This is a genomic window from Streptomyces sp. SCSIO 75703, from assembly GCF_036607905.1.
Classification (GTDB): Bacteria; Actinomycetota; Actinomycetes; order Streptomycetales; family Streptomycetaceae; genus Streptomyces.
Genome location: NZ_CP144555.1, coordinates 5,240,850 through 5,254,334, shown reverse-complemented (window position 1 = coordinate 5,254,334; position 13,485 = coordinate 5,240,850). Strand labels below are relative to the sequence as shown.

The window sequence follows — 13,485 nt, the reverse complement described above, 5'->3', positions numbered from 1 at the left end:
CTACAGGACCGGCAGGATGGCCGGCATCAGGTCCTGGAAGGTGCGGCCGTTGGCCGGGGCGCCGAGGGCGGTCATCGACCAGCCCTGGCCCGCGCGGTGCACCTTGGCCATGATCTGGGCGGTGACGGGACCGCCGCCGGCCAGCGTGTAGCGGGCGAGTTCCTGGCCGTTGGTCTCGTCGACGAGACGGCAGAACGCGTTCTGCACTTCCTGGAAGGTCTGGCCCGTGAACGAGTTCACGGTGAAGACGATCTGGTCGATGTGGACCGGCACGCGCTGGAGGTCGACGAGGATCGCCTCGTCGTCGCCGCCCTGGCCGACACCGCCGACGAGGTTGTCTCCGGTGTGGCGCACGGAGCCGTCGTCGCTCACCAGGTGGCGGAAGAAGACGACGTCGACCGGCTGCTTGTCCGCGAACAGGACGGCGGAGGCGTCCAGGTCGATCTCCCGGGTCCGCGAGCCGAACAGGCCGCGCCGGGGAGCCGCCTGCCAGCCGAGACCCATGCGCACCGACGTCAGGCCGGCGCCGTCGCTCTTCTGCAGACTGATGGCCTGACCCTTGGTCATGTTGACGGTCACGCGCTGATTCCCCTCTCGACTTCCCCTGTTGCCGCGGCGCCCGCGGTTGTCCAGAACCCTACGCAGGGGCACTGACAGCGACCCACCCCGGACCCCACTTCGTGTCGTTCTTGCAACACAGGGTGTGCCCGGGGTGGCGCGCGGGTCAGGCGAGGCCCGCCTCCCTCATCTGGCGCAGCTCCTTCTTCATCTCGGAGACCTCGTCGCGCAGCCGGGCCGCGATCTCGAACTGGAGGTCGGCGGCGGCGGCCCGCATCCGCGTGGTCAGCTCCTCGATCTGCTCGGCCAGCTCCGCGGCGGGCCGGTCGGTCGGCACGGTCTCCTTGCCCCGGCCCCTGGCCTTCGTGGCCGTCTGCTGCCCACCGAGGGCGGGCACGGGCGCCTTGGGCGCCTTGCCGTCCAGGGACTGGCGGTAGCCGGAGCCGAGGAGCTGCTCGGTGTCGACGTCCTCGCGGGCGATCTGCGCGACGATGTCGTTGATCTTCTTGCGGAGCGGCTGCGGGTCGATGCCGTTCGCCTGGTTGAAGGCGATCTGCTTCTCGCGGCGCCGGTTGGTCTCGTCGATGGCCTTCTCCATCGCCGGCGTGATCTTGTCCGCGTACATGTGGACCTGACCGGAGACGTTGCGCGCGGCACGGCCGATGGTCTGGATGAGGGAGGTTCCGGAGCGCAGGAAGCCCTCCTTGTCGGCGTCGAGGATCGCCACCAGGGAGACCTCGGGCAGGTCCAGGCCCTCGCGCAGGAGGTTGATGCCGACCAGTACGTCGTACTCGCCGGTGCGCAGTTCGCGCAGGAGTTCCACGCGGCGCAGGGTGTCGACGTCGCTGTGCAGGTAGCGGACCTGGATGCCGAGTTCGACGAAGTAGTCGGTGAGGTCCTCGGCCATCTTCTTGGTGAGGGTGGTGACGAGGACGCGTTCGTCCTTCTCGGTCCGCTCGCGGATCTCGTGCACCAGGTCGTCGATCTGGCCCTCGGTGGGCTTGACGACGACCTCCGGGTCGACGAGGCCGGTGGGGCGGATGATCTGCTCCACGGCGCCGTCGGAGCGGGAGAGTTCGTAGGTGCCGGGGGTGGCCGACAGGTAGACGGCCTGACCGACGCGCTCCTGGAACTCCTCCCACTTCAGCGGGCGGTTGTCCAGCGCGGAGGGCAGCCGGAAACCGTGGTCGACGAGGGTCCGCTTGCGCGAGGCGTCGCCTTCGTACATGGCGCCGATCTGGGGCACGGTGACGTGCGACTCGTCGATGACCAGCAGGAAGTCGTCCGGGAAGTAGTCCAGCAGGGTGTTCGGCGGGGAGCCGGGCGAGCGGCCGTCGAAGTGCATGGAGTAGTTCTCCACGCCGGAGCAGGAGCCGATCTGGCGGAGCATCTCGATGTCGTAGGTGGTGCGCATCCGCAGCCGCTGGGCCTCCAGGAGCTTGCCCTGCTTCTCCAGGTCGGCCAGGCGTTCGGCCAGTTCCTTCTCGATGTCGTTGACGGCCCGCTCCATGCGTTCGGGGCCGGCCACGTAGTGGGAGGCGGGGAACACGTAGAGCTGCCGGTCGTCGCTGACGATCTCGCCGGTGAGCGGGTGCAGGGTGGAGAGGGCCTCGATCTCGTCACCGAACATCTCGATGCGGACGGCCAGTTCCTCGTAGACCGGGAAGATCTCGATGGTGTCGCCGCGTACCCGGAAGGTGCCGCGGGTGAAGGCCATGTCGTTGCGCGTGTACTGGATGTCGACGAAGCGGCGCAGCAGTTCGTCGCGGTCGAACTCGTCGCCGACCCGCAGCGGGACCATCCGGTCCACGTACTCCTGGGGTGTGCCGAGGCCGTAGATGCAGGAGACGGAGGCGACCACGACGACGTCGCGGCGGGTGAGCAGCGAGTTGGTGGCGGAGTGGCGCAGGCGCTCCACCTCCTCGTTGATCGAGGAGTCCTTCTCGATGTAGGTGTCCGACTGCGGGACGTACGCCTCGGGCTGGTAGTAGTCGTAGTACGAGACGAAGTACTCGACGGCGTTGTTCGGCAGCAGCTCGCGGAACTCGTTCGCCAGCTGGGCGGCCAGCGTCTTGTTGGGCGCCATCACGAGGGTGGGCCGCTGGAGCTTCTCGATCACCCACGCGGTGGTGGCGGACTTGCCGGTGCCGGTCGCGCCGAGGAGCACGACGTCCTTCTCGCCTGCTTCGATGCGCCGGGCGAGCTCGGCGATGGCCGCGGGCTGGTCGCCGCTCGGCTGGTAGGGGCTGACGACCTCGAAGGGCGCCACCGTGCGTTCGATCTGGGAAACGGGCCGCATGTTTCCACGGTACGACCCCGCACCGACAACGGGTCGCGGTCAGCGTCTCTGCGCGAGGCGGGGGCGGCGCCGGGCGAGGGGGCGGTGCAGGTGGCGCTGGGGGCGGGTCGCCTGGTGGCGCGGGGTGCGGGCGGGGTGGGCGGGGACGCCGGGCCGGGGTTCGGGGCGGGGCTGGGCGGGCCTGCCGGTGACCATGAGGGGGTCGCACATCACGACGGCCGCGACGAGCAGGAGGAGGGCGAGCGGTCCGATCAGCATGGGGCCGAGGACTTCGGCGGGGGCCCCTGCGCCCGGTTCGCCGCCGCCGTGGACGTGGACCCGCAGCGCGGCCATGCCCGTGTAGTGCGTCCCGGTGACCCCGAGGCCCAGCACGAGGCCGGCGCCCATGCTCCAGCGCAGGCCCCGGAGCTGTCCGGCGGCCCACAGGGCGGCGACGGAGGCGGCCATGGCGATGACGACGGAGAGGGCGACGGTGAACGTGTTGTAGTCCACCTGCCCGTCCAGGCTCATTCCGGCCATGCCGAGGTAGTGCATGGAGGCGATGCCGAGCCCGGTGACGGCACCGCCGGTGAACAGGGCGGCGCCGCGGGCGCCCCGGTAGCCGACGATGAAGATCCCCACGCCCACCATGACGATGGCGACGGCCAGGCTGGCGAAGGTCGTCGCCCGGTCGTAGCGGATGGGCGAGTCCTCGACGGTGAACCCGGTCATCGCGACGAAGTGCATGGTCCATATCCCGGAGCCGATCGCGACCGAGCCGAGGGCGAGCCACCAGGGGCGGCCGGACCGGGTGACCAGCATGGACCGGGTGGTGCAGCGCAGGCCGAGGGCGCTGCCCAGGCAGGCCATGAGGTAGGCCACCAGCGGGGTGACGATCTCGTAGCCGAACCCGTCGACCGTGTTGTGCATGTGTGGCTGCCCTTCCGCCCTCGTGCGTCCCGGAACGCCGTGCTGTGCGACCCCTCCCAGGTCCGCGTGACGGTCAGGGTTGGGCCAGAGGGTACGGCCCCCACCGGAATGGTCGAACGATTCTCCGGCAAAGAATCACGCCCTTGACCCAGTTGTGCAGCGCTCGTGATCGGAGATGAGCGGCTCCATTCAGCACATGGCCATCCCGCTACCCCTTGATGTTGACCCTCTGCTGTCACAGTGGTGCTGTCCGTGATCGACCGACGCGAGGAGTACGCATGTACGCGCGCGCAGCCGCCGTCACCACCACCGCGCTGGTGACGGTCGCCCTGCTGGCCCCCGTCTCGCACGCCCTGCCCGGCCCCGCCGACGACGGGCCCACGGTCGTCGCCCACCGGGGCGCCTCGGCGTACGCGCCGGAGAACACCCTGGCCGCCGTCGACAAGGCCGCCGAGCTGGGCATCCGATGGGTGGAGAACGACGTACAGCGCACCAAGGACGGCGAACTCGTCGTCCTCCACGACGAGAGCCTCGCGCGCACCACCGACGTCGAGGAGGTCTTCCCCGACCGCGCCCCCTGGAAGGTGAAGGACTTCACCGCCGCGGAGATCGCGCGGCTGGACGCGGGGAGCTGGTTCGACGCGCGGTACGCGGGCGCGCGCGTGCCGACGCTGAAGCAGTACGTGCACCGGGTGGAGCGCCACCACCAGGGGCTGCTGCTGGAGCTGAAGAGCCCGGAGCTGTATCCGGGCATCGAGCGCGACACCCTCAAGGTCCTTTCCAACGAGGGCTGGCTCGACCGCCGGCACGTGGACGGGCGGCTGATCGTGCAGAGCTTCAGCGCGGACAGCGTGCGCACCGTCCACGCGTTGAAGCCGGCCGTCAAGACCGGGTTCCTCGGCACTCCGGCCACCTCGGAGCTGCCCGGCTACGCCGGGTTCGCCGACCAGATCAACCCCTCGCACGGCTCCCTGACCCCGGCGTACGTCTCCGCCGTCCGGTCCCTGACCGGGCCGCACGGCCGTCCGATGGAGGTCTTCGTCTGGACGGTCGACGACGCGGAGACCGCCCGCCGGGTCGCCGGGTACGGCGTCGCCGGGATCATCAGCAACAAGCCCGACGTGGTGCGCGACGCCGTGCGGACCGGGGTGCCGGCCGGACGGTGACCCGGGCGGGCCGTGCCGGGCCGGGGGCGTTGTCGGTGGCGGGCCGTACCGTGGTGCGCATGGACAGCCATGGGCAGGGCGAGCAGCGGGTCGACTGGGCCGTCGTCGGCACCGGCATCGGTCCCCTGTTGCTGGCCACGACCGGCAAGGGTGTGGTCAACGTCGTGTTCCACGCCACGGAAGCGGTGCGGGACCGGGCGCTGGACCGGCTGGCGTCCCGGCTGGGCGCCCGCCTGGCCGAGGCGCCCGGCTCCCCGCTGCTGGCGGAGGCGATGCGGCAGGTGGAGGCGTATCTGGCGGGCGAGCGGCGCGTCTTCGACCTGCCGCTGGACTGGTCGCTGATATCGGGTTTCCACCGCCAGGTGCTGCGCGAGCTGGCCGACAATGTCCCCTACGGCACGGTCGTCGGCTACGGCGATCTCGCCGGGCGGATGGGGCAGCCCGGCGCGGCGCAGGCCGTGGGCATGGCGATGGGCGCCAACCCGCTGCCGGTGGTCGTGCCGTGCCACCGGGTCGTCGAGCGGGACGGCGGCATCGGCGGGTTCGGAGGCGGGGTGGACACCAAGCGGCGGCTGCTCGCGCTGGAGGGTGTGCTGCCGGAGCCCCTGTTCTGAGGGGCCGGTCTGAGGGCCGGCGTGCGTCCACGGCCCCGGTTCACGCGTAGTGCCGGGCCTCGAAGACGTTGCCGTCGGGGTCGTTGAAGTAGAAGCCGCGCCGGGCCGGACCGCGGGCGCCGTAGGCGTCGTGGGTGTGGTCGGTGACGGGGACCGACCGCTCCTCCAGCCGCGTGCGCAGGGCGTCGTAGCCCTGCTCGGTCAGGGCCAGGCAGACGTGGTTGACGGGGTGGCCAGCGGCTTCGGCGGCGCCGGGCAGCATGCCCATGCGTTCGGCCATCGCCGACGGCGCCAGGTCGATGATCGTCTCCTCGTTGACGCGTACGGAGGGGAAGCTCACGGTGCCCTCGGTGTACTCGGCGACGCGCAGGGGCTCCAGGCCGACGGCCTTCTCGTAGAAGTCGGCTGCGGCGACCGGGTCGCGCACCCACAGGACGACGTGGTCGAGGCGGGTCGTGTTGTCCGTCATGGCGTCCAGGCTGGTCGCGGACCGGGCGCGGCGCAAGAGGCCGTGGCGGGCTTGGCCGAGGCGGGGGCCCGGGGGCGTCGCGGGGGCGGGACGCCGTCGGCGCGAGGGCCGGGACGCGGCGTCGCGGCGGGCGTCTGGGCGGGGCCGTCGGGGGCGTGTGGGGTGCGCGGATCCTCCTGGGGCGGACGGGGCTGCCGGGGGTGTGTCGCGGGGTTTGACACCGGGTCCTGCCCGCCAGGGATGAGGGGGAGCCGACGGACGCCGACGGGCAGGAGGCAGACGCGTGGTGCTGACGGTGTCGCAAGAGGTACGGGAGGCGGTCGACACCCACCGTCCCGTGGTGGCCCTGGAGTCCACGATCATCGCGCACGGGTTGCCGCGCCCACGGAATCTCGCGGTCGCGCGCGAACTGGAGGAGGCGGTGCGTCGGGAGGGGGCGGTACCGGCGACGATCGCCGTACTGGACGGCAGACCGCACGTGGGGCTCTATCCGGCGCAACTGGAGCGGATCGCGTACGAGGACGGCATCCGCAAGCTGGGCCATCGCGATCTGCCGCCGGCGGTGGCCACCGGGAAGAGCGGGGCGACCACGGTCTCGGCGACCGCCCTGCTGGCGGCCCGCGCGGGTGTGCGCGTGTTCGCCACCGGCGGGCTCGGCGGAGTGCACCGGCAGTGGACCGTGACACAGGACGAGTCGGCGGACCTCGCCCTGCTGGCGCGCACCCGCGTCACGGTGGTGTGCGCGGGCGTGAAGTCGATCCTGGACGTGCCGGCGACGCTCCAGCGCCTGGAGACGCTGGGCGTCACGGTGGCCGGGTACGGCACGGACCGCTTCCCCGGCTTCTACCTCGCCGACTCGGGGTATCCGGTCGACTGGACGCTGCGCACCCCGGAAGAGGTGGCCGGGGTCATGCGGGCACAGGACGCGCTCGGCGGGGCGGAGTCGGCGCTCGTCGTCGCCAACCCGGTGTCCGAGGCCGAGCAGCTCGATCCGGACCTCCACGCGCGCGTGCTCGCCGACGCGCTGCGGGCCTGCGATCGGGAGGGCGTCACCGGCCAGGCGGTCACGCCCTTCCTCCTCGCCCACCTGGTGCGCCACACCGACGGTGCCTCGCTGAGGGCGAACCTGGCCGCCGTGCGGGGCAACGTGCGGCTGGCGGCACGTGTCGCGGCGGCCTGGGTCCGGCGGTGACGGCCGGGCCGGGCGGGGCGCTGCTGGTCGTCGGGGACGTGATCACGGACGTGGTGGCCCGGCACCGGGGGCCGCTGGCCGTGGGCACGGACACGGCCGCCTCGATCCTGCGGCTGCCGGGCGGCGCGGGCGCCAACGTGGCCTGCTGGGCGGCGTACTCCGGGTGCGGGGACGTGCGGCTGCTGGGACGGGTCGGCGCGGACGCCGCGCACTGGCACGCGCGGGAGCTGGAGGCACGCGGGGTGCGCCCCCTGCTGGTCGTGGACGCCGATGCGCCGACGGGGACGGTGATCTGTCTGGTCGACACCGGGGCCGCGGCGGAGCGGACGTTCCTGGCGGACAGCGGGGCGTCGCTGCGGCTCGGGCCGGGCGACTGGTCGGACGCGCTGCTCGACGGCGTGGCCCGGCTGCACCTGTCGGGGTACCTCCTGTTCTCCGCGGCGAGCCGCGCCCTGGTGGCGGCCGCCCTGGCCGGGGCGCACGCGCGCGGGGTGCCGGTGAGTCTCGACCCGGCGTCGGAGGGCTTCCTCACGGGCCTGGGGCTTGAGCGCTTCCAGCGCCTGGTGGGGGCGGTGGACGTCCTGCTGCCCAGCGGTGGCGAGGCGTGCCTGCTCACCGGCCGGCCGGACCCGGCTCAGGCGGCGGCCGAGCTGAGCCGCCACGTTCCGCTGGTCGTGGTCACCCAGGGCGCCCAGGGGGCGCTGGTGGCCCGCTCCGGCGTCGTGTGCGCGCGGGTGCCCGCTGTTCGGGCCGTCGCCCGGGACAGCACCGGGGCGGGGGACGCCTTCACGGGGGCGTTCCTCGCCGCGCTGCTCGCGGGGGCGGGGCCGGAGGACGCGGCGGCGCGGGGCTGCCGGGCGGGGGCGATGGCCGTCGCCCGGGTGGGCGGGCGGCCTCCGGCGGGAGGGGAACGCCGGGAGGCCGTGGGGTAGGGCGGAGTGAGGGCGGGGAGCCCGCCCCCGTGGCCGGCCGTCGGGTCCCTGCGGGGGTGCGGACGGCCCGGCCGGGTGCCGGCGGACGGCGACGACGGGAACCGGCCGGGTCGCGGGAGGAACCGGGCGGCTGGCGGGCCACTAACCCTTCCTGCCCCACGCGGAGATCATCGGGCCGCCACCTCGTCCATGGCGCCGGTGGCGACGTGGACGAGGTGGCGGTCGATGTGCCTGTGGGAGGCCAGTCCCGCGGGGACGAGCCGGCCGCGGATCTGCCGGACGTGGCACTCTCCAGGGCCGTGCAGGCGGGCGAGCGTCACCGGGAAGTAGGCGTCGGCCTGCACCCCGTGCAGCCCGGCGTCAGCGTCCCGCGGCAGCCTCGGGAGCCGGCGGCCGTAGGCGAGGTCGGCGCCGCGCTCGGTGAGCAGGTGGCGAAGCCGCGCCGCAGCCGGTTCGCCCGTTCCCCGGCCGGCCGGTGCTCGTCGGGGCGGAGCAGTGGCTGCAAGGAGGGGCCGGCGTCCTCGACCAGCACGTACCCACCGGGGCGCGGGGCTTGGAGCACGGAGCGCGACGCTCTGTCGCGGTCGGGGACATGGACCGGGACGAGCCGGGCGCGCACCGGGTCGAAGCCGTCTTCCGGGAGGTCGTCGGCGCCCACGTCGTGCACCCGCACCTCGACGGGCGGGTGGCCGGCCGGGGCGACGTGCGTGGTGTCGATGCCGGTCGCCTGGACGCGGTCGGCCGGCCCCACCTTCGCGGCCGGCCAGGAGGTGCCGCCGGCGCCGACCTCCCAGCAGCGCCGGCCCGGTCCGGCGCCGAGCACTTCGAGGTGACGGGACGTCACGGGGCCGACGAGGGCGGCGAAGGCGTCGAAGCGCTCCGCCTCCTCGGCCTGCCGGTTGTCGAGGAGGTACCCGTCGGCTCGCGTCATGCGGGGACCACCCCGTCACCGGAGGTTTTCCACAGCCGGGAACCAAGCGGATTTCCCTCTTCCCACAGGCCCGGACGGTGATCGGGGCGAACTGGCAGACTGACGAGTCAGGCGCGGGAGGCAAGGCGCGAGGGGACCCACGCAAGGAGCAGGCGGATGCCGAAGGCCGACAGTGTGCGGAGAGTGACGCAGCTCGGGCGGGTCAGGGGGCTGCGCGAGGTGGCGCGGCTGGCCCGGCGGCGCCGGCCCGTCGACCTGAGCCATCACGCCCGCTCCCCTCTCGGTTCCTCGGTGGTGGACTGCGTGGTCTACCGGGAGGGGGCACGGGTCCACGACGGCGGCGGCGACCCCGCCGAGGCCGTGGAGCGGATGCGGCGCAAGGGCTGCGGGTTCCTCTGGCTGGGTCTGCACGAGCCGACGGACGAGGAGTTCGCGGGCATCGCGGAGTTGTTCCACCTGCATCCGCTGGCCGTGGAGGACGCGGTGGAGGCGCACCAGCGCCCGAAGGTGGAGCGGTACGGGGAGACGCTCTTCGCGGTGTTCAAGACGGTCCGCCACGTCGGGCGGGAGGAGTCCGTGGCGGGCGGCGAGGTGGTGGGCACCGGCGAGATCATGGTGTTCGTCGGCGAGGACTTCGTGGTCACGGTGCGGCACGGCCGGCACGGCTCGCTGGGGCCGGTGCGTGAGCACCTGGAGTCCGAGCCGGCGCGGCTGGCCCAGGGTCCGTCCGCGGTGCTGCACGGGATCGCGGACCACGTGGTCGACGACGTCCTGCATGTCATCGAGGAGTTGGAGGGGGACATCGAGCAGATCGAGGCGGAGGTCTTCGCGGAGAACGGGACACGGGTCGAGCCCGGCCGGATCTACCCGCTCAAGCGGGAACTCCTGGAGCTGAGACGGGCGGTGGTCCCGCTCGGGCACCCGCTGCACCTGCTGGCGGGGCGGCCGTACCCGGTGGTCGCGGCGGAGATACGGCCCTACTTCCGTGACGTGTCCGACCACGTGTCGCGGGCCACCGAGCAGATATCCGCGTTCGACGACCTGCTCAACTCGATCCTCCAGGCGCATTTGGCCCGGATCAGGGTCGCGCAGAACGAGGACCTGCGGAAGATCACCGCATGGGCGGCGATCATCGCGGTGCCCACCATGGTCTGCGGGGTGTACGGGATGAACTTCGCCCCCATGCCGGAGCTGCCCTGGCGGTACGGGTACGGCCTCGCCGTCGGCGTGATCGCCGTCGCGTGCCTGACCCTGCATCGCGGGTTCAAGCGCAACGGCTGGCTCTGACCCGGCGGCCGGTCCGTCCACGCCCGCCCGGCACGTCTCCCCACCGGACGGCCTCGCTCGCGCCGGTCCGGCGGCGCCGCCGGCTCCGTCCACGCGTGCCGTGCCACCCCGTCCGTGGGGCCGGTCACGTCCCGTCGCCCCGTCCCGCGGGTCCCGTGAGGGACGGTCCGGTGACATCGCCCGTGCCGCCGGATCCGGGGGGGCTCAGCCGCTCCACGCCGGGCGGCGGGGATCGTCGGCGCGCACCAGGACGTCGGCGGTGCCGGAGGGGTCGGCCTCCTGTTCGTAGCGTTCGTAGGCGGGCAGGGTCCAGTGCTCGCTGTCGGGCGTGCGGCGGCGCAGGGCGCCCGGGGAGAGGAGGAGATGCACGCTCAGGTCGAAGGGGAACCAGTGACGCAGCAGGAGGGGACCGTGCAGCAGCAGAACGCCGCCCGGCGGCAGGTCGGTGTAGGGGCTCCGGGTGGCGCGGTCGGTGACCGGGTCCCACAGGTCGGGCAGCACCCGCCCGTTTCCGCCCGGCCGGAGGGGGTCGAAGACCTCACGCCACAGGGCGCCGGTGTCGTACCAGCCGTCGTAGTAGGCGTCGACGTCCCGGTGGCCGTATTCCAGGCGGACCGAGGCGGGGCGCAGGAAACCGTCCGCGCCGACGACGAGGCTGGGGCGTCCGCGCAGCCGCAGCGCCTCGGCGACCCGTTCGGCGAGGTCGCCGGGGCGGGCGGCGGGGGCGCCGTCGACGGCGACGCGGCGCCAGGGGGCGGCATCGGCCGGTTCCAGGTCGAGCAGTCTGTCGGCGATGCGGTCGCCGAGCCGGTCCCAGGTGATCGCTTCCAGTCGCACGGGCCCATGATGCGCCGTCCGCCGGGCGGGCTGCCCGGAGGGCCGCGCGCGGGCGCCCGTCGGCAGCGGGTGTCCGGGAGCCGGGGCCGGCCGTGACGAGGGACGACCGTGCCGGTACCGGTGGGCCGCCGCCGCCAGGAAAACGGCCGCCGCCGCTCCGCCCTGGCAGGTGCCCAGGGGCCCCGGCCGTGGCGGACCCAGGGAGCTGCCGGGGCCCGGGAAGCCCGGGCGGGGCCATCGCGGCCCGCGTGGCCGGGAGGGCGGGCGACACCCGGCCCCGCACACGGAGTGCGCGCGGCCGGAGACGCGAGGGGCGGGCGCTCCCGGGCCCGGAACCGGCCGTGCCGGATCCACGAGGGCCGGGTGAACCGGTGTCCACGTGCGCCGCGGGCGCCGGGCCCGCGAAGGCGGGTGACCGTGTGATCGGGCCGCTGTCCTGCGACGATGCGCCCGGAGCGGCCTCCCGCGGCGTCCTGCGGGCCGGGCCCGGGGGACGTATCGTGGCCGCAGGAGCGCCGCACGCCGAGGCACGGCCTGTCATCCGCGCACGCAAGGGAGACGGCCATGGCCGATCCCCAGGGATTCATGAGCACCCCCCGCGAGGAGTGGCCCCGCAGGGCGCCCGGGGAGCGCGTCCGGGACTGGCACGAGGTGTACGTGCCGGGCGCGCTGCTGCCCCTGGCCGGCCGGCAGGCGGGGCGCTGCATGGACTGCGGCATCCCCTTCTGCCACGACGCCTGTCCCCTGGGCAATCTGATCCCGGACTGGAACGTCCTGGTCTCCCGCGACGACTGGCGGGCGGCGAGCGAGCGGCTGCACGCGACGAACAACTTCCCGGAGTTCACGGGCCGGTTGTGTCCGGCACCCTGCGAGACGGGGTGTGTGCTCGCCATCAACCAGCCGGCCGTCACCATCAAGAACGTCGAGTGCGCGATCGCCGACAAGGCCTGGGAGGAGGGCTTCCTCCCGCCGCGCCCGCCGGACCGGCTCACCGGCCGCACGGTGGCGGTGATCGGCTCGGGCCCCGCCGGGCTGGCGGCGGCCCAGCAGCTCACCCGCGCCGGACACACGGTCGCCGTCTACGAGCGGGCGGACCGGCTCGGCGGCCTGATGCGGTACGGGATACCGGCGTTCAAGATGGAGAAGCACCGGCTGGACCGGCGCATCGGCCAGATGCGCGCCGAGGGCACGGTGTTCCGTCCGTCGACGGAGATCGGGCGGGACGTCGACGCCGCCGCGCTGCGGGCCCGCCACGACGCGGTGCTGATCACGACGGGCGCCGCCGCCTGGCGCGAACTGGACGTGCCGGGGCGGGAGTTGGCAGGAGTCCACCAGGCGATGGAGTACCTGCCGCTGGCCAACCGGGTGTGCGAGGGGGACCTGGAGGTGTCCCCGCTGTCGGCGGCCGGGAAGCACGTGGTGATCGTCGGCGGGGGTGACACGGGCGCGGACTGCCTCGGCACGGCGGTGCGCGAGGGACCCGCCTCGGTGACCCAACTGGACATCTACGGACGGCCGGGCGCCCACCGCGATCAGGGGGCCGAGCCGTGGCCTACGTACCCGAAGGTGTACCGGCTCTCGGTCGCGCACGAGGAGGCGGAGCACCTGCGGTCCGCTCCGGAGGCGGAGGCGGACGCGCGCCTGTTCGCGGCGTCGGCACTGCGTCTCGCCGGTGACGCGGAGGGACACGTGCGGTCGGTGTGCCTGGTCGGGGTGGACACGGCCCGGCGTCCGGTGCCGGGGACCGAGCGGACGCTCCCGGCGGATCTGGTGCTGCTCGCGCTCGGTTTCTCGGGGCCGGATCGCGGTGACGGGCTGATCGACCGGCTGGGGCTGGCGGTGGACCCGCGCGGGACGATCGCCCGCGACGAGGACTTCGAGACCAACGTCCCCGGCGTGTTCGCCGCCGGGGACGCCGCTCGCGGGCAGTCGCTCATCGTGTGGGCGATCGCCGAGGGACGGGCGGTGGCGGCGGCCGTCGACCGCCGTCTGACGGGCGGGGACACGCGGCTGCCGGCGCCCATCGGCCCCTCGGACCGTCCGCTGACGGCCTGAGGGAGGAGGTCCACCGCTCCCCCGGTCCCGCGCCCGCCTGCCGCTCCCGCCCCGGGCCGCCGCCCCAGGCGGCCGCCGCGGGCACCGCGCACCCCGGCGTACGGGGTGCGCGGCCGGGAAGGCCGGGTCCCGTCGGGAGCGGGGTGTCGGGGTGTGTTGCGGCGGCGACCGGAGGATCCGGCGGACGGGCGGTGATCACCTCCCGGCACTCCCCCGCGCTTCCGGGAGGGAGAGCG

At 73.9% G+C, this 13,485-nt stretch carries 11 protein-coding genes and 1 pseudogene; 6 read left to right on the top strand and 6 right to left on the bottom strand.

The features are described 5' to 3' along the window. The 3 genes from VM636_RS23070 to VM636_RS23060 all read right to left on the bottom strand — a co-directional run bounded on the left by VM636_RS23070 (position 1) and on the right by VM636_RS23060 (position 3,766). Positions 1-579, bottom strand: coding sequence for a TerD family protein (locus tag VM636_RS23070; RefSeq protein ID WP_030423143.1), 579 nt, complete (start codon positions 577-579; stop codon positions 1-3). 145 nt (positions 580-724) lie between these two features. Then, entirely contained in the window at positions 725-2,857 is a 2,133-nt protein-coding gene (uvrB, locus tag VM636_RS23065; protein WP_338485542.1) for an excinuclease ABC subunit UvrB, read from the bottom strand. 39 nt (positions 2,858-2,896) lie between these two features. Continuing rightward, the gene (locus tag VM636_RS23060; protein WP_338485540.1) at positions 2,897-3,766 is read right to left on the bottom strand and encodes an MHYT domain-containing protein; all 870 of its coding nucleotides are present in this window, start codon (positions 3,764-3,766) and stop codon (positions 2,897-2,899) included. 278 nt (positions 3,767-4,044) lie between these two features. On the opposite strand from VM636_RS23060, the gene VM636_RS23055 reads away from it, so the two are divergent. Together VM636_RS23055 and VM636_RS23050 are read left to right on the top strand one after the other, a co-directional pair. Beyond that, positions 4,045-4,932 carry a glycerophosphodiester phosphodiesterase family protein gene (locus tag VM636_RS23055; protein ID WP_338485538.1) on the top strand — a complete coding sequence of 296 codons (888 nt, stop codon included), beginning with the start codon at positions 4,045-4,047 and terminating at the stop codon, positions 4,930-4,932. A 59-nt stretch (positions 4,933-4,991) separates the two neighbouring features. Next, the gene (locus tag VM636_RS23050) at positions 4,992-5,546 is read left to right on the top strand and encodes a methylated-DNA--[protein]-cysteine S-methyltransferase (RefSeq protein ID WP_338485536.1); all 555 of its coding nucleotides are present in this window, start codon (positions 4,992-4,994) and stop codon (positions 5,544-5,546) included. A gap of 40 nt (positions 5,547-5,586) precedes the next feature. Here the strand turns inward: VM636_RS23050 and VM636_RS23045 are convergent, their stop codons facing one another. Next, complete coding sequence (locus VM636_RS23045) at positions 5,587-6,015, bottom strand: VOC family protein (RefSeq protein WP_338485534.1); 429 nt, start codon at positions 6,013-6,015, stop codon at positions 5,587-5,589. Between the two features lie 286 nt (positions 6,016-6,301). On the opposite strand from VM636_RS23045, the gene VM636_RS23040 reads away from it, so the two are divergent. Beyond that, positions 6,302-7,207 (top strand): pseudouridine-5'-phosphate glycosidase, encoded by a 906-nt coding sequence (locus tag VM636_RS23040; RefSeq protein WP_338486431.1) that lies wholly within the window; start codon positions 6,302-6,304, stop codon positions 7,205-7,207. Continuing rightward, positions 7,204-8,139, top strand: a complete 936-nt coding sequence (locus VM636_RS23035; RefSeq protein ID WP_030417948.1) for a PfkB family carbohydrate kinase — start codon at positions 7,204-7,206, stop codon at positions 8,137-8,139. The genes VM636_RS23040 and VM636_RS23035 overlap by 4 nt, the downstream gene beginning before the upstream one ends. A gap of 141 nt (positions 8,140-8,280) precedes the next feature. Here VM636_RS23035 and VM636_RS23030 read toward each other — a convergent pair. Beyond that, positions 8,281-9,070, bottom strand: a pseudogene (locus VM636_RS23030) (SAM-dependent methyltransferase). A gap of 156 nt (positions 9,071-9,226) precedes the next feature. On the opposite strand from VM636_RS23030, the gene VM636_RS23025 reads away from it, so the two are divergent. Further along, on the top strand, positions 9,227-10,357 hold the full coding sequence (locus VM636_RS23025) for a magnesium and cobalt transport protein CorA (protein ID WP_053912630.1): 1,131 nt from the start codon (positions 9,227-9,229) through the stop codon (positions 10,355-10,357). Between the two features lie 204 nt (positions 10,358-10,561). On the opposite strand, the gene VM636_RS23020 is transcribed toward VM636_RS23025, so the two are convergent. Continuing rightward, the gene (locus tag VM636_RS23020; RefSeq protein WP_338485532.1) at positions 10,562-11,194 is read right to left on the bottom strand and encodes a uridine kinase; all 633 of its coding nucleotides are present in this window, start codon (positions 11,192-11,194) and stop codon (positions 10,562-10,564) included. A 564-nt stretch (positions 11,195-11,758) separates the two neighbouring features. Between VM636_RS23020 and VM636_RS23015 the strand changes: the two genes are divergently transcribed. Next, on the top strand, positions 11,759-13,249 hold the full coding sequence (locus tag VM636_RS23015) for a glutamate synthase subunit beta (protein WP_338485530.1): 1,491 nt from the start codon (positions 11,759-11,761) through the stop codon (positions 13,247-13,249). Positions 13,250-13,485: the final 236 nt, after the last annotated feature.